The 15,454-nt window shown below is 60.2% G+C and carries 12 protein-coding genes and 1 pseudogene; 2 read left to right on the top strand and 11 right to left on the bottom strand.

The window, feature by feature from the left end:
* Positions 1-42: 42 nt before the first annotated feature.
* The 3 genes from ACTG27_RS12250 to ACTG27_RS12240 all read right to left on the bottom strand — a co-directional run bounded on the left by ACTG27_RS12250 (position 43) and on the right by ACTG27_RS12240 (position 3,655).
* Positions 43-1,020 (bottom strand): D-2-hydroxyacid dehydrogenase family protein, encoded by a 978-nt coding sequence (locus ACTG27_RS12250; RefSeq protein ID WP_439979734.1) that lies wholly within the window; start codon positions 1,018-1,020, stop codon positions 43-45.
* 202 nt (positions 1,021-1,222) lie between these two features.
* Positions 1,223-2,101 carry a 50S ribosomal protein L11 methyltransferase gene (prmA, locus tag ACTG27_RS12245; RefSeq protein WP_005358410.1) on the bottom strand — a complete coding sequence of 293 codons (879 nt, stop codon included), beginning with the start codon at positions 2,099-2,101 and terminating at the stop codon, positions 1,223-1,225.
* 537 nt (positions 2,102-2,638) lie between these two features.
* Entirely contained in the window at positions 2,639-3,655 is a 1,017-nt protein-coding gene (locus ACTG27_RS12240) for a zinc-binding alcohol dehydrogenase family protein (protein WP_219595186.1), read from the bottom strand.
* Positions 3,656-3,755: 100 nt separating this feature from the next.
* On the opposite strand from ACTG27_RS12240, the gene ACTG27_RS12235 reads away from it, so the two are divergent.
* Positions 3,756-4,628 carry a LysR family transcriptional regulator gene (locus ACTG27_RS12235; RefSeq protein ID WP_005358412.1) on the top strand — a complete coding sequence of 291 codons (873 nt, stop codon included), beginning with the start codon at positions 3,756-3,758 and terminating at the stop codon, positions 4,626-4,628.
* A 1-nt stretch (position 4,629) separates the two neighbouring features.
* On the opposite strand, the gene ACTG27_RS12230 is transcribed toward ACTG27_RS12235, so the two are convergent.
* The 7 genes from ACTG27_RS12230 to acs form a co-directional block, all read right to left on the bottom strand.
* Entirely contained in the window at positions 4,630-6,057 is a 1,428-nt protein-coding gene (locus ACTG27_RS12230; RefSeq protein ID WP_042080616.1) for a PTS transporter subunit EIIC, read from the bottom strand.
* An 89-nt stretch (positions 6,058-6,146) separates the two neighbouring features.
* The gene (gene panF / locus ACTG27_RS12225; protein WP_439979733.1) at positions 6,147-7,604 is read right to left on the bottom strand and encodes a sodium/pantothenate symporter; all 1,458 of its coding nucleotides are present in this window, start codon (positions 7,602-7,604) and stop codon (positions 6,147-6,149) included.
* A complete protein-coding gene (locus ACTG27_RS12220; protein WP_005349483.1) occupies positions 7,594-7,857 on the bottom strand; it encodes a YhdT family protein in 264 nt (87 codons plus the stop codon). The genes panF and ACTG27_RS12220 overlap by 11 nt, the downstream gene beginning before the upstream one ends.
* A gap of 127 nt (positions 7,858-7,984) precedes the next feature.
* Complete coding sequence (accC, locus tag ACTG27_RS12215; RefSeq protein ID WP_005338910.1) at positions 7,985-9,325, bottom strand: acetyl-CoA carboxylase biotin carboxylase subunit; 1,341 nt, start codon at positions 9,323-9,325, stop codon at positions 7,985-7,987.
* 15 nt (positions 9,326-9,340) lie between these two features.
* The gene (gene accB, locus ACTG27_RS12210; protein ID WP_439979732.1) at positions 9,341-9,799 is read right to left on the bottom strand and encodes an acetyl-CoA carboxylase biotin carboxyl carrier protein; all 459 of its coding nucleotides are present in this window, start codon (positions 9,797-9,799) and stop codon (positions 9,341-9,343) included.
* A 36-nt stretch (positions 9,800-9,835) separates the two neighbouring features.
* Positions 9,836-10,285 carry a type II 3-dehydroquinate dehydratase gene (gene aroQ, locus ACTG27_RS12205; RefSeq protein ID WP_005338907.1) on the bottom strand — a complete coding sequence of 150 codons (450 nt, stop codon included), beginning with the start codon at positions 10,283-10,285 and terminating at the stop codon, positions 9,836-9,838.
* Positions 10,286-10,573: 288 nt separating this feature from the next.
* On the bottom strand, positions 10,574-12,520 hold the full coding sequence (gene acs, locus ACTG27_RS12200) for an acetate--CoA ligase (RefSeq protein WP_439979731.1): 1,947 nt from the start codon (positions 12,518-12,520) through the stop codon (positions 10,574-10,576).
* Between the two features lie 167 nt (positions 12,521-12,687).
* Between acs and ACTG27_RS12195 the strand changes: the two genes are divergently transcribed.
* Positions 12,688-12,969: a hypothetical protein gene (locus ACTG27_RS12195; protein ID WP_234880392.1), complete on the top strand. Its 282-nt coding sequence runs from the start codon at positions 12,688-12,690 to the stop codon at positions 12,967-12,969.
* Between the two features lie 57 nt (positions 12,970-13,026).
* On the opposite strand, the pseudogene ACTG27_RS12190 reads toward ACTG27_RS12195, so the two are convergent.
* Positions 13,027-15,392 (bottom strand): annotated as a pseudogene (locus ACTG27_RS12190) (sensor domain-containing protein).
* Between the last annotated feature and the right edge of the window lie 62 nt (positions 15,393-15,454).

The following is a 15,454-nucleotide window of genomic DNA, read 5'->3' as shown; positions in this document are numbered from 1 at the left end:
AAGGATTTAGATATTGGCGCCAATACAGCAGAAGTAACGTGATCATCCACCCGATATGGGCAGAACCAGGTTGGCAGGTTTGCCTTCGGCAAAGGCCAGCACATTTTCGAACGCCACGCGAAAGTAGAGTTCGTAGCTGTTTTGCTCCACATAGCCGAGATGAGGCGTCGCCAATACGTTGGGCAGACGCAGCAGGGGCTCGCTTTCCTGTGTCGCCGGCTCGATGTCAAATACATCGAGCGCGGCCCGTTTCCCTGGATGGTTACTGAGCTCTGCATAGAGGGCGCCCGGCTCGATAAGTTCGGCACGGCTGGTATTGACCAGCAGAGAGTCAACTTTCATGCGGGCCAGATCTGCGCGGGTAACAGCGCTGCGGGTTGCCTCGCTCAGGCGCAGATGCAGCGTGAGGATATCGGCTTGACTGAAGAGAGCCTCCTTGCTGGAGGCGCAGGCATAGCCATCCAGCTCGGCCTGCCTGCGCGAAGCCTCACTGCCCCATATCAGTACCGACATGCCAAATGCCTTGCCATAGCGGGCGATCCGCTGGCCTATCTTGCCGTAGCCCCAGATGCCGAGCGTCAGCCCATGCAGCGTGCGTCCCAAACCGAGGTCACCAGATTGCTGCCATTGGCCTTGGCTTAACGCCTGGCTGTAAGCAGGTATATGGCGGGAGGCTGCCATAATGAGCGCCCAGCAGAGCTCGGCGGGGGCAATAGGGCTGCCGATCCCTTCTGCCACGGCAACGCCGTACTGCTGGCACAGTGCCGGGTCGATATGCTGGCTGACTTTGCCGGTCTGGCTGATGAGTTTAAGGGTGGGAAGCCGCATCAGCAGCTGTTCGTCGATGCGGGTACGCTCGCGGGTCAGCACCAGTGCTTCCATTCCTTCCAGCAGGGCGGCAAGGCGCGTTGTATCGGGTTCGCTCTGGTTGAGGATGGTGACATCATGACCCGCCAGCAGGGCAAAGCAGGGGAGGTGGCGCACCTGATCCTGATAGTCATCCAGAATGGCAATCCGCATAAGAAATCCTTCTCGGTTGCGTTGGCTCGGACCGCTATCTTACCGGAATAAAAGGTGTCTGTTGTTTTCAAACGAACACAATCAGAAGGGAGTGCAATCAAGCCCATGTCCACGGACCGGGAAGAGCCCGGCAGGCCAAAACAGTCAGGGCCCCCGAACGGGAGCCCTGATGGCATTAAGTTGATGTCATTGTTGGCAGCACTTAGCCGTGTTTGCGGCCAGAGAGGCGGCACCACTCCTCCTTGACGGCGGTCGGGTCCATCTCGAACCACTGGCCGTAGATGGTTTCCAGCTCCGGGGCCTGGCTCTCCAGCACGCCGGAGAGGGCCATCAGGCTGCCCGGCTTGCCGTGGCCGGCGATAAGTGGAGCCAGTTCGCGCAGCGGGCCGGCCAAGATGTTGGCGACCACCACGTCCGCTTCGACATCTTGCGGCTGGTCGGCTGGCAGATAGAGCTCAATCTGGTCGGCAACGCCGTTGCGCGCGGCGTTGTCACGGCTGGCCTGAATCGCCTGCGGGTCGATGTCGATGCCGATGACGCGGGCAGCACCCAGTTTCAGGGCGGCGATGCCGAGAATGCCGGAGCCACAGCCAAAATCGACCACGGTTTTACCGGTCAGATCCAGCCCGTCCAGCCACTGCAGGCAAAGTGCCGTGGTGGGGTGGGTACCGGTACCGAAGGCCAGGCCCGGATCCAGCATGACGTTGACCGCATCGGGGTTCGGCACGTCGCGCCAGCTCGGGCAGATCCAGAGGCGCTCGCCAAACTGCATGGGGTGGAAGTGATCCATCCACTCGCGCACCCAGTCCTTGTCTTCCAGCTGCTCGACCTTGTAGCCGACATTTTCGCCGAAGATCTGCTGGAAGAAGGCGATGGTGGGGGCCGGATCGGTTTCGGCATCGAACAGACCCATCACTTCGGTCTCGCCCCAGAGCGGGGTTTCACCGGGCATGGGTTCATAGACGGGCACATCCTTGGCATCCATAAAGGTCACCGCCTGGGCTCCACGCCCCAGCAGCATGTTGCTCACCTTGTCTGCGGTCTTGGCAGTGGCGTTGATTCGAATTTGTATCCAGGGCATGGCGTCGACTCTTCATAAATGTGAAACCGCGAGATTCTACCATCATGGGGCAGTGCTGTCGTGGTTTGCCCATGACGTGGAGGGGTACGGGGACTTTTGCCGGATTGGCACGGTTCCTGTATTGCTCTATGCAAGCGAAGACGACCGGTTTTCGCTGAACGCTTTGCTCAAGTTCCGTCATCTTTCACTGCCACCCTCGGGTGGCATTTTTTTATCTGCACTTGTTTGCCTGGTAAACAGTCTGCCAGACAAAAAAAGAGCAAGGTCGGCACCTTGCTCAAGGACGGGCTGACGCCGTTTTGGCGCATTCATGCTGCTGTTGGCACGCCAGATGCAAAGACTTATATGTCCTGCATAAGGATATGTGTGTGATTGTTACCCCAATGTTCAGGTATTCAGGCCATTTCTCGCGAAATGGCCTCTTTTTTGGCTGATTGTCGGACGTTGGCCTGCCACAGGCAGTCATGAGTGCCGCTGGTTGTGCCCGTTTGGGGCATCTCCTTGGTGAACTTATCCCATCATGGTGCGTTTGAGGGCTTAGTTGGCAAAGCCGCTCATGTCGATCACCAGCTTGCCTACCATGCGTCCCGCTTCCACCTCGGCATGGGCCTGAGCCAGCGTGACCGGGGTCAGTGACGGAATGGTTCTGGTCAGGGTGGTCTGCAGTACTCCTTCATCGACCAGTGCCGCCACCCGGCCGAGCAGGCGGTGCTGTTCGATCATGTCCGGCGTCTGGAACAGGGAGCGGGTGAACATGAACTCTTGGCTGAAGGTGACGCTCTTGCTCTTGAGCAGGGAGAGATCCCACGGCTCGCTCGATTCGGCGATGGTGCAGATATGGCCAAACGGGCGGATCAGCCCTGCCATGGTGGCCCAGTGCTTGGCGGTGGCGTTGGTGCAGAAGATGGCATCGACCTGAGTGATGCCAAGAGCGGTCAGCTCCTCCTGCAACTTGTGGTGGTTCACAACCTGATGGGCGCCCATCTCGAGGCACCACTCGCGGCTCTCGGGGCGGGAGGCGGTAGCAATCACCTCCATGCCGGTGAGCTGGCGGGCCAGCTGGATGGCGATGGAGCCCACGCCACCGGCGCCGCCGATGATCAGCAGTTTGCCACGGCTCTCGCGGGTGAGGGCGAAGCGCTCGAACAGGGTCTCCCAAGCGGTGATGGCGGTGAGCGGCAGGGCGGCGGCCTCCACATCGCTCAAGCTGGTGGGGGCGATCGCGGCGATGCGCTCATCCACCAGTTGCAGGGCGCTGTTGCTGCCCGGGCGGCTGATATCACCGGCATACCAGACTCGGTCGCCTGCCTTGAACAGAGTAACTTCGCTGCCGGTGGCGATCACTTCCCCCACCGCATCCCAGCCGAGTACCCGAGGCGAGCTTTCAATTTTGGCCTTGGGGGAGCGCACCTTGGTATCTACCGGATTGACAGAGGTGGCGGTGACCCGTACCAGCAGATCCCGCGGGCCCGGGACCGGATCGGGCAGGTTGGCGGCGATGAAGCAGTCGGGGTGGTCGCTTGGCAGATAGTGAGTCAGGGCAATGGCTTTCATGGTTTTTCCTTTCAAATCGCTGTGTTCGGGATTGCCACTCACTCTAGTCTGGTTGATTATCAAGATTAAGATGGGTAATCGGTAAAGACTGTTTGAATATATGAATAATGTCGATCTGGAGTTGATGGGGCTGTTCGCCACCGTGGTGGAGCAGGGGAGCTTTACCCGGGCCGCCGAGCTGCTCGGTATGCCCAAGTCATCGGTGAGCCAGAAGATCTCGCGGCTCGAATCCCAGCTCGGGGTGCGGCTGTTGCAGCGCACCACCCGCAGGTTGAGCCTGACGCCGCAGGGGGAGCTCTATGTGGAGCACTGTCAGGGGCTGCTGGCACTGGCCCGCAGCGCCAATCTGGCGATGGCACGGCTGCGCTCGGCCCCGGCGGGGCGGGTACGGATCACCGCCCCCGAGGCGACCGGCACCCTGCTGCTTGGCCGGATCCTCGCCGAGTTTCGCGCCCTCTATCCCGAAGTGGTGCTGGAACTGACCCTGAGTGACGAACAGCTCGATCTGGTGGGGGAAGGTTATGATTTGGCGCTGCGGGCGGCGCCGCTGAAAGACTCCAGCCTCATCTGTCGGCGTATCGGTCAGGTGGCGCGTCATCTAGTGGCAGCGCCCGCCTATCTGGCGGCCCACGGCATGCCGCAACAGTTGAGCGAGCTGGGCCGTTATGCCTGTCTGGTGCACTCGGCCATGCCGGTGTGGCCATTGCAGGAGGGTGGCTGGCGGCCGCAGGGGGCCTGTGTCAGCAACAGCTTGCTGGCGCTGCGGGAGATGGCGCTCCATGACGGGGGGATTGCACTGTTGCCACACCATGTCTGCGAAGGGGATTTGGCGGCGGGGCGGCTGCAGAAGGTGTTGCCGGATCAGCCCATTCCGGCCAACCCGTTCTACCTAATCTATCCGAGTCGGGAGCATCTGGCCCCCGCCCTGCGCACCCTGATGGATTTCGTGGCCGAGCGGTTGCCGTTTGCCTGAGTTACCAGCTGCTCTGGCTGGCCGACTCCTGATTGGGTTTGAGGCCGAGGGGGACCGACTGGCGCTCCGCCAGCATGCGGATCTGCCCTTCAATCAGGCTGGCGCTGGGGCCCAGCACCAGCACCAGCTGGTGGTCGTTGAGCTGGATCCAGGAGAGGCAGCCTAGGCCCAGCAGGCGGGATTCATCCACCAGTGAAATATCGCGCACCCGCAGGCTGAGGCGGGTGATACAGACACTCATCGCCACCAGATTGTCCATCCCGCCCAGCACCTTGAGGTACTGGATCGCCAGCATCTGCGGGTCGGAGGGGGCAACACTGGCAAGGCGCGGATGCTCCACCGCGATGGGCTTGCTCGGCATGCTGAGGGGGGCACGCTCCAGCAGCTGATAGAACAGCAGGGTGTAGGCGACGAAAAACAGGATACCGACCGGGATGAGCCAGAAGCTGTGCTCCCCTGCCTGATAGCTCAGCACCAGATCCAGCAGACCGGCGGAGAAGTAACTGCCCACCTTGATCCCCAGCCCGCTACAGACAGCGAGCGATAGCCCGGTCAACAAGGCGTGGGCGAGAAACAGCCAGGGGGCGGTAAAGGCGAACAGAAATTCGATAGGCTCTGTGATACCCACCAGTGCCGAGGTGAGCGCCAGGGTGAGCAGCAGCCCGCCCTGTGGCAGCCGCTGCATCCGCTGGCGGTGCAGCCAGATGGCAAAACAGGCGCCCGGCAGGCCGAACATGATGATGGGGTAAAGACCGGCCACATACCCTTCATGAAGGGGTTGGGCGGTGGCCAGCGCCTGCAGGTTGCTCTCGCCAAGGCCGATGACGCTGCCCAATACCTGATGGAGCCCGAGCGGGATCAGCAGCCGGTTGAGGGTGCCGTAGCAGAAGGCGCCAAACGGCGTGGTAAGCAGCTCGGAGGTGAGCAGGGTCAGCCCGCGCTCCAGCGGCGGCCACAGCAGCGAAAGGGGGATGGCGATCAGCAGACAAGCCAAGGCCGACACCAGCAGGCTGGGAAACTCCCCCCTGGCGATCTGCAGCCAGCGGGGCAGTGTTTGTTGGTGAACCCAGGGATAGATGATGGCAGTGGTGAGCCCCGCCAGCAGGCCGCAGATCATGTCGGCGTGCAGGTTGGGGGCCAGCGTATTGAAGGCGGTGCTGAGCAGCAGGAAGTTGACCGCACCCGCCAGCGTCTGCCCGCCCAGCTCTTGCCGACTCAGGCCAAAGGCGATCGCCACCGCATAGATAAGCGGCATCTGGCTGAAGATCGCCTGACCGGTGAGGGAGAGCACCGCCAAATCGAGCACGTCGGGTTGACCAAGCCGGTAGATCAACGCCGCCATCGGCAGGATGGAGACGGGCAGCAGCAGGGCATAACCGAGCCGCTGCAGGGCTTGAGTAACGACTTGTCGAGTGGCTTTAACGGGCATACAGCGGCTACGTTCTGTGACTTGGCGCACAGTTTAACCGGAAAACACCTATTTGGGGATAGTTTTGGAACCCCTAATTTATATTTTTATTATTTCTGCCCGAAAAGCTCGCGTACTTCCCGCGAGGGCGGTGCCGTCAGCAGGCTGACCGTGATAAAGACCACCAGCGCCAGCGTGAGGCTTGGCACGATGGCGTGCAGGCCAGCCAGCTTGATCCCCCACTGACTGAGTACCCCATAGCTGACGATGCCGCTGACCATGCTGGCCAGCGCGCCCGGGCCGTTGGCCCGCGACCAGTAGAGGCCGAGCACCAGCGGCCAGAGGAACACCGCCTGCAGACCGCCAAAGGCGAGCAGGTTGAGCCAGATGATCATCTCGGGCGGTTGCAGCGCCGCCAGCAGCACCAGGGTGCCGAGGATCAGGGTGCAGAGCAGGGAGAGGCGGGGGATGCGCACCTCCAGCTTCTCCTGCTTTGGATTGAGATAGTTGAGATAGAGATCCTTCACCAGAGTGGCGGAAGCCTGGATCAGCTGGGAGTCGATGGTGGACATGATGGCCGCCATCGGTGCCGCCAGAAAGACCCCGGCCAGCCAGGGGGGCAGCACTTCCATCATCAGGGAGGGCATGATCTTGTCCGGGCTGTCCATGCTGGGCAGGATGGCGCGGCCGAGGGCGCCCGCCAGATGCATGCCGAACATCAGCAGGGCGCTGACCACTGTGCCGATCAGAATGCCGCGATGGAGCGCCTTGCTGTCTCGATAGCCAAAGCAGCGCAGCGCCGAGTGGGGCAGCCCCACCACCCCGACACAGACCAGGATCCAGAAGCTCAGCATAAAGGGCTGGGTCAGCATGTCGCCGGCCCCTTGCGGGCTCACCAATTTGGGATCGATCTCTCTGAGCTGGTGGATGAGGTTCGGCAGACCGTCACCGGCAACCAGAATCCCCGCCAGCAGGGCGCCGGTGCCGATCAGCATGATGATCCCCTGCAGGGCATCGGTCATCACCACCGCACGGAAGCCGCCGATGATGGTGTAGAGCAGCACGCAGCTGGCAAACAGCATCAACCCCTGCTGGTAGGAGAGGCCGGTGGCGGTCTCCAGCAGGCGGGCGCCGCCGATAAACTGCACCACCATGGTCGCGATAAAGGCGAGGATGATAGTAACGGAGCCGAGGATCACCACCGCCTTGCTCTGGTAGCGGGCCCACAGCATGTCGTTGATGGTCACCGCATTGACCCGGCGGGCAATGATGGCGAACTTCTTGCCAAGCACCCCCAGAGTGAGCCAGACGGTGGGCAGCTGGATCATCGCCAGCAACACCCAGCCCAGACCGATCTTGTAGGCCGCGCCCGGCCCACCGATAAAGGAGGAGGCCGAGGTGTAGGTGGCCACTAGCGTCATCGCCAGCACCAGCCCGCCCATGCTGCGGTTGCCGATGAAGTACTCCTGCACGAAGTTGCCTTGCGCGCGATGGCGGCTGGCCCAGAAACCCACCCCCAGCACCAGCACCAGATAGATGACGAGCGGCAGCATCAACTCAAGATTCATGGGATGACTCCTTGCCGGAAGGGGAGTGGGTATCGAGGGGGATCTCCACAAACAGCCGGTTCACCATCAGGGCGCAGAGCAGAATGAACAGCAGCGGCATCACCATGCAACTGAGCAGGAACCACAGTGGCAGCCCCCACAACTCCAGCTGGAGCGGGATAAAATAGGCGGTGCCATACCAGGCAAAGAAGTAGAACAGGGTCAGCAGCAGGCAGAAAGCTGCTTCCCGGCGGGCGAGAGCAAAACGGTTCACCTTGGCCTCCGACAAATTTGAGGGGCGCAAGGATAACAAAAAAGGGCCATGTCGCCATGGCCCTTTTTCAGCAGAGGCTCCTTGCGGAGCAGACTTCCACCGGAAGTCCGGTCTCTATCAGCGATCCTTACAGACCTAATTTCTTGTGCAGATAGTGGATATTGGTGCCACCGTGCTGGAAGTTTTCGTCTTTCATGATCTCTTTTTGCAACGGTACGTTGGTCTTGATCCCTTCCACCACCAGCTCGTCCAGCGCATGGCGCATGCGGGCGATGGCAATGTCACGATTCTCGCCGTAGCAGATCAGCTTGCCGATCATCGAATCGTAGTGGGGCGGTACCTTGTAACCGGCATAGATGTGGGAGTCCCAACGCACGCCCAGACCACCCGGCGCGTGGAAGCGCTGCACCAGACCCGGAGAGGGCATGAAGGTGGCCGGATCTTCGGCGTTGATCCGGCACTCGATGGCATGGCCACGGATGCGGATATCCTGCTGGGTGATCGACAGGGGCTGACCGGCGGCGATGCGCAGCTGCTCCTTGATCAGATCGATACCGGTGACCATCTCGGTGACCGGATGCTCAACCTGAATACGGGTGTTCATCTCGATGAAATAGAACTCGCCGTTCTCGTACAGGAACTCGAAAGTACCCGCGCCGCGGTAGCCGATCTCGATACAGGCGCGCACACAGCGCTCGCCGATGAACTTGCGCATCTCGGCGGTGATGCCGGGCGCCGGCGCCTCTTCCACCACTTTCTGGTGGCGACGCTGCATGGAGCAGTCACGCTCGCCCAGATAGAGGGCGTTGCCCTGGCCGTCTGCCAACACCTGAATTTCAATGTGGCGCGGGTTTTCCAGGTACTTCTCCATGTAGACCATGTCGTTCTTGAAGAACTGGCCTGCTTCGGATTTGGTCAGCGCGATGGCGCCCGCCAGTTCCGCTTCATTGCGCACCACGCGCATACCGCGACCACCACCGCCACCGGCGGCCTTGATGATCACCGGATAGCCGATGCGCTTGGCAATGGCGGCGTTGTGCTTGGCATCGTTGTCGACGGGGCCGTCAGAGCCCGGTACACACGGTACGCCCGCTTTCTTCATCGCTTCGATGGCGGAGACCTTGTCACCCATCAGGCGAATGGTCTCGGCGCGCGGGCCGATGAAGATGAAGCCGGATTTTTCGACCACTTCGGCGAAATCGGCGTTCTCGGAGAGGAAGCCGTAACCCGGGTGGATGGCCACGGCACCGGTTACCTCGGCGGCGGCGATGATGGCCGGGACGTTGAGGTAGGATTCGGTACTGGCCGGTCTGCCGATACAGATGGATTCGTCGGCCAGCAGCACATGTTTGAGCTCCCGGTCGGCGGTGGAGTGAACGGCCACTGTCTTGATCCCTAGCTCTTTACAGGCGCGCAGGATCCGCAGGGCAATTTCACCGCGGTTGGCGATGACTACTTTGTCCAACATGGGTGGCGATTTCCCTTATTCGATGATGAACAGCGGCTCGTCAAATTCGACGGCCTGACCATTTTCAACCAGGATCGCTTTGATCACACCGGCCTTGTCAGACTCGATTTGGTTCATCATTTTCATGGCTTCGACGATGCACAGGGTGTCGCCGACATTGACTTGCTGACCTACTTCCACGAACGGCTTGGCATCCGGGCTGGAGGAGCGGTAGAAGGAGCCAACCATCGGGGAGCGCATCAGGTGACCGCTCGGGGCGGCATCTGCGGCCGGTGCGGCGGCAACCGGGGCGGCAGCGGCAGGTGCGGCAACCGGAGCGGCTTGCTGCATCATCATCTGCGGCATGGCGGTGGTCACCTGACCGGAGAAGTTGCGGCTGATGCGAACGGACTCTTCACCTTCGGAGATCTCCAGTTCGGCGATGCCGGACTCTTCAACCAGTTCAATCAGCTTCTTGATTTTGCGGATATCCATTAGCATTCTCTTTCTTCTTTATCTGATCAGTGATTATCAAGCCGCGCGCAGATGGTGCACGGCCGCGGTTAAAGCGAATTGGTAGCCATCGGCCCCCAGACCACAAATGACCCCTTTGGCGACATCAGACAGATAGGAGTGATGACGGAACGGCTCCCTGGCATGGACGTTTGACAGGTGAACCTCGATAAAAGGGATGGCGACACCCAGCAGCGCATCGCGAATGGCGACGCTGGTGTGGGTGAAGGCGGCTGGATTGATGATGATAAAATCCACCTGGCCCATGGCCTGATGGATGCGGCCGACCAACTCATGTTCGGCGTTGGATTGCAGATGTTCCAGAGTGACACCGAGTTCGCTGGCGTTAAGCTTCAGATCGGCGACGATCTCGTCAAGCGTCTTGCTGCCGTAGATACCCGGTTCCCGTTTGCCCAGCAGATTCAGGTTTGGTCCGTTGAGCAGGAGAATGCGGTGATTTTGCGACATATTGAGTACATCCTCGATGATAATGCTGCTATCTATCAGCTATCTTGTGGACTACCAGAAATCTAGCCATTTTCTGCGCAAATCGGTGTGCCCTGGCACACAGATTTCGCAATTATATTGATTTCGTGAAAATTAGCAGCATTTTACTGGTCTAATCTCTACATCTGGCTATTTATTGCTCGTTTCGGCCTGAGATACTTCGTCGCTGCCACCTTGCTGTTTGCTGGCAGATAAGAAACGATAAAGCCGGCACAGGGCCGGCTTTGTTGAGCAACAAACGAAGCGGGATCAGGCTGCTTCCGACTTCTCGCGGATGAGTTTGTCTACTACCCCCGGATCCGCCAGGGTGGAGATATCCCCCAGGCTGTCGGTCTCGCCGGTGGCGATCTTGCGCAAGATGCGGCGCATGATCTTGCCGGAACGGGTTTTCGGCAGCCCCTCTGCCCAGTGAATGACATCTGGCGTGGCGATGGCGCCAATCTCCTTGCGCACCCACTCCTTCACCTCTTTGTGCAGCTCGCGGCTCGGCTCTTCCCCGGCGATCAGGGTGACATAGGCATAGATACCCTGACCCTTGATCTCGTGAGGAACCCCCACCACCGCGGCTTCAGCGATCTTGGGATGGGCCACCAGCGCCGATTCAATTTCGGCGGTACCCATGCGGTGGCCGGAGACGTTCAGTACATCATCCACCCGACCGGTGATCCAGTAGTAGCCGTCCTCGTCGCGACGGGCACCGTCGCCGGTGAAGTAGCGGCCCGGGAAGGTGGAGAAGTAGGTCTGCTCGAAGCGCTCGTGATCGCCGAATACGGTGCGCATCTGGCCCGGCCAGGAGTCGGTGATCACCAGATTGCCCTCGGTGGCCCCCTCCAGCGGCTCGCCCATGTTGTCGACCAGCGCCGGCTGCACCCCGAAGAAGGGTTTGGTGGCAGAGCCGGGTTTCAGATCGGTAACGCCGGGCAGCGGGCTAATCAGGATGCCGCCGGTCTCGGTCTGCCACCAGGTATCGACGATGGGGCAGCGCTCATCGCCAATGGTGCGGTAATACCACTCCCAGGCTTCCGGGTTGATGGGCTCACCCACCGAACCCATGATGCGCAGGCTCTGGCGTGATGTGCCGGTGACCGCTTCGTTGCCTTTGGCCATCAGGGCGCGGATGGCAGTGGGGGCGGTATAGAGAATGGTGACCTGGTGCTTGTCCACCACCTGACTCATGCGGTTGGTGGCCGGGTAGTTGGGCACCCCTTCGAACATGATGGTGGTGGCACCGTTGGCAAGCGGCCCGTAGACCAGATAGGAGTGGCCGGTGACCCAGCCCACATCGGCGGTACACCAGTAGATATCCTCTTCGTGGTAGTCGAACACATATTTGAAGGTGAGGGTGGCATAAACCAGATAACCGCCGGTGGTGTGCAGTACCCCCTTGGGTTTGCCGGTGGATCCGGAGGTATAGAGGATAAAGAGCGGATCTTCGGCGTTCATCGCCTCCGGCGGGCAGTCGCTGCTGACGGTGGCGGTCGCTTCATGCCACCAGATGTCGCGGTGGTTGTGCCAGGCGACATTGCCGCCGGTGCGCTTGAGGACGATCACCTTGTTGACCTGGGTATCCGGGTTGGTGAGCGCTTCATCCACATTCTTCTTGAGCGGCACCGGACGGCCACCACGCAATCCTTCGTCGGCGGTGATGACGATGCGCGAGCCCGAGTCGATGATGCGGCCAGCCAGCGCTTCCGGCGAGAAGCCGCCGAAGACGATGCTGTGTACCGCGCCGATGCGGGTACAGGCCAACATGGCGATGGCGGCTTCGGGCACCATCGGCATATAGAGGCAGACCACGTCGCCGCGGTGAACCCCTTGTGCTTTCAATACGTTGGCAAACTTGCACACTTCGTTGTGCAATTCGCGGTAGGTGAGTTTGCGATCTTCGGCGGGGTTGTCCCCTTCCCAGATGATGGCGACCTTGTCGCCACGCTCGGCGAGATGGCGATCGAGACAGTTGGCCGAGACGTTGAGCTGGCCATCTTCAAACCATTTGATGGAGACATGGCCCGGATCGTAGGAGGTGTTCTTGACCTTGGTATAGGGTTTCATCCAGTCGAGGATTTTTCCCTGCTCTCCCCAGAAGGTATCGGGATCCTCGACGGAGGCCTGATACATGGCAGCGTAGTCGCCCTTGTCCAGCAGTGCATTGCTGCTGATGTGGGGTTTGATCGGGTAGACCTTGCTCTCGCTCATCACTCACTCCTTTGAATACATACTTTTAATAATTAAGTAACAACTTATACCTTTGGCTGATGGGGGCAATTAGACTTTTGGATAGGCGGCAACAGTTGGTTACAGGACAAAGAGTGACAATTAATCGGCGAGTGGGTAAAAGGGGGCGTGTCGATTAATTGGAGGTCATGATGTTTTCTCTGTTGCTCTGTGCATCCCTCTGGCAGTTTGATGCGCCAGTGCCCGCTGGCGAACCCCCGAAAGAGTTTGCGATCACCCATCAGGAAGCTTCACCTGCGCTGCGGGATCGGGTGGCCGATCAGCTTGGTCATGCATGGCAGGCCAAGGAGCCCGGTACCAGATTCACCTTCAGCGAGCCAGCTCCCCGTTATGCTGGCGAATCACCGTTGACGCGCATGCTCAATGATCGTGATGATGGTTGGGAATCCCGCTTGCAGATCGAGTGGTAATCCAGTCGGCAGCCAGGAGGCGGATGCCTCCCGGCTGGTGATGATGATTGCCTGCCGCTATGAGACGTAGCGTTGATGCAGGCGATCTCCCATATGTTCGACATGCAGTGGTTTGCTGAACAGATAACCCTGTCCTTCGCCGCAGTTGAGTGACTGCAAAAAGGCGTGTTGTGCCTTGGTTTCAATCCCTTCGGCGGTGACCTCCATATCCAGACTGTCGGCCAGATTGATGATGGTGCGGCAGAGCTCCCGACTGTTCTTGTCTTCCGGTAATGCCTGCACAAACGCCCGGTCGATCTTGATGCGATCGATCGGCAGGGTCTTGAGCAGACTCAGTGACGAGAAGCCGGTACCAAAGTCATCGATGGCAATCTGCACGCCGAGATTTTTCAGGCGGGTAAAGAGATCCAGACTCTGTTCGACCCGCTGGATGATGCTCTCCGTCACTTCGATCTCCAGCCGCTCTGGCGGAAATCCGGTCTCGGCCAGGATGGCGGCGACCCGTTCAACATAGCCCGGGGAGCGCATCTCCCGCACCGACACATTGACCGACAAGCGGGGCACCGGCAGTCCGGCGGCCAGCCAGTTTTGTCCCTGCTCGCAGGCGTTGCGCATCACCCATTCCCCAATTTTCTCGATCAGGCCGCACTCCTCTGCCACGGAATAAAACGGGTCGGCGCTATCATTCCCTCATTGGGATGCTGCCAGCGCAGCAGGGCTTCCAGTCCACTCAGGTGGCCGCTGGCCAGATTGGTCATGGGTTGATAGAAGATGCAGAGCTGTTCGAGCTCCAGGGCCTTGAGCAGACCCTGCTCAATCTGCATTCGCTCGCGGGCTCGAGCCGCCATGCAGGGGGTATAGAACTGGAATCCGTTGCGCCCCTGACTTTTCGCCTCGTACATGGCGCTGTCGGCGGCGCTGACCAGGGTTTCCGGGCTGTCTGCATGATCGGGATAGATGGCGATACCGATACTTGCCGAGATTGCCACCAGCTCATGGGCCAGCTCAACCGGTTCACGCAACACGGTCAGCAGGGTATTGGCCAGGGTTGCCAGCTCGTCAGGCTCCTCCAGATAGGGGATCAGCACCAGAAACTCGTCTCCCCCGAGGCGGGTCGCCAGATCGTTGTGTTGCAGGCAGCCGCGGATCCGCTCTGCCAGCCGCTTGAGCAGCTCATCGCCAACCCCGTGGCCCAGGCTGTCGTTGATCAGCTTGAAGCCATCCAGATCGATAAAGAGCAGCCCCAACCGTTTGCGATTGAGCTGCGCGGTTTTCAGCTCAAGGGCCAGCCGCTCCTGCAATAGATGACGATTGCCCAGCTCGGTCAGGGGATCGTGATAGGCAAGGTGATTCAGCTCGGCCTCCACCTTGCGAATGGCGCTGATGTCGGAGAGGGCGATCACATAGTGAGTAGTGTTGTTGAAGTTGTCATAGACAGCGCTGATCTGCTGCCAGGAGGAGAAGTAGCTGCCATCCTTGCGCAGACAAACCATCTCGCCATGCCAGGCGTTGTTGCCGGGGCGCAGGTGATACCAGGGATAGTCGAGGTCGGTGTAGCGCCTGGGATGCATGATGATATCCGGGGTGCGGCCTATCACCTCCTCGGCATTGTATTGGGTCAGCATGGTGAAGGCCGGGTTGACCGACAGAATATGGTGCTCGCTGTCGAGGATGATGATCCCCTCGGCCGTGGTATCGAATACCACGTTGGCTTGATGAAGCCGCTCCTCCTGACGGCGGCGGGCGGTGGCATTGTGAATGACCCCCATGACCCGGTGGCCGACCGACTCGGTGGCGGGGACATGGTCGGCATGAATATCGACCCAGTGGCGCTCGTTGAGCGCGGTGAGGTAGCTCAGGGTGAGATGGATGGGGTCATGACTTTGCAGGGCGGCCTTGAGCTGGCTGCCGGATTCCGGTTCAAAACAGTCGACGAACGCTTGCAGCCCGCCGTGGAACTGGTTGGCCTCGATACCCAGCAGCGGCTCAATCTGGCCGTCGAACAGTAATCTGTCCTCCGCAACGTGCCATTCCCACACCCCGATTTGGGCCGCTCGCATTGCCAGCTGCAGCCGTTGTTCGGTTTCGTACTGCTCGGTGATGTCCCGTACGATGGCGAGGATGCCGTTCAGCTCTCCCTTCTCATCACGCATCGGGCTGTAGGTGGCCTGAAAGCGGCGGGAGCTGCTGTCGTACGCCGCGGTTTGGCCCGTGATGGCGATATCCACGTAGGGCATGCCGCTTCGCATGATCTGCTGAAACATGGGCTCCAGCGTCGGTGCCAGCTTGGGAACCACCTCTCGGAGGTGCTTGCCCTGATGCTCCTCGATGCTCTTGCCATTGATGTCGGCCAGCACCTGATTGACTTTACGGTAGCGAAATTCGCAGTCAAAGACGCCGATGCCCAGAGGGGCATTATCCATCAGCTGTTCCAGGACGGTGTGATCTGACAGCTGGGTCAACATTGCCTCGGTGTCGGCGTTGA

Source organism: Aeromonas sp. 97A (assembly GCF_051919185.1).
GTDB lineage: Bacteria > Pseudomonadota > Gammaproteobacteria > Enterobacterales > Aeromonadaceae > Aeromonas > Aeromonas veronii.
The sequence above is the reverse complement of the archived record's forward strand: the minus strand, read 5'-3'. Positions and strand labels throughout refer to the sequence as shown.

Excerpts from the sequence above, each read along its gene's own strand:
- ACTG27_RS12250 (WP_439979734.1), bottom strand. The coding sequence starts at position 1,020 with ATGCGGATTGCCATTCTGGATGACTATCAGGATCAGGTGCGCCACCTC.
- prmA (WP_005358410.1), bottom strand. The coding sequence starts at position 2,101 with ATGCCCTGGATACAAATTCGAATCAACGCCACTGCCAAGACCGCAGAC.
- ACTG27_RS12240 (WP_219595186.1), bottom strand. The coding sequence starts at position 3,655 with ATGAAAGCCATTGCCCTGACTCACTATCTGCCAAGCGACCACCCCGAC.
- ACTG27_RS12235 (WP_005358412.1), top strand. The coding sequence starts at position 3,756 with ATGAATAATGTCGATCTGGAGTTGATGGGGCTGTTCGCCACCGTGGTG.
- ACTG27_RS12230 (WP_042080616.1), bottom strand. The coding sequence starts at position 6,057 with ATGCCCGTTAAAGCCACTCGACAAGTCGTTACTCAAGCCCTGCAGCGG.
- panF (WP_439979733.1), bottom strand. The coding sequence starts at position 7,604 with ATGAATCTTGAGTTGATGCTGCCGCTCGTCATCTATCTGGTGCTGGTG.
- accC (WP_005338910.1), bottom strand. The coding sequence starts at position 9,325 with ATGTTGGACAAAGTAGTCATCGCCAACCGCGGTGAAATTGCCCTGCGG.
- accB (WP_439979732.1), bottom strand. The coding sequence starts at position 9,799 with ATGGATATCCGCAAAATCAAGAAGCTGATTGAACTGGTTGAAGAGTCC.
- aroQ (WP_005338907.1), bottom strand. The coding sequence starts at position 10,285 with ATGTCGCAAAATCACCGCATTCTCCTGCTCAACGGACCAAACCTGAAT.
- acs (WP_439979731.1), bottom strand. The coding sequence starts at position 12,520 with ATGAGCGAGAGCAAGGTCTACCCGATCAAACCCCACATCAGCAGCAAT.
- ACTG27_RS12195 (WP_234880392.1), top strand. The coding sequence starts at position 12,688 with ATGATGTTTTCTCTGTTGCTCTGTGCATCCCTCTGGCAGTTTGATGCG.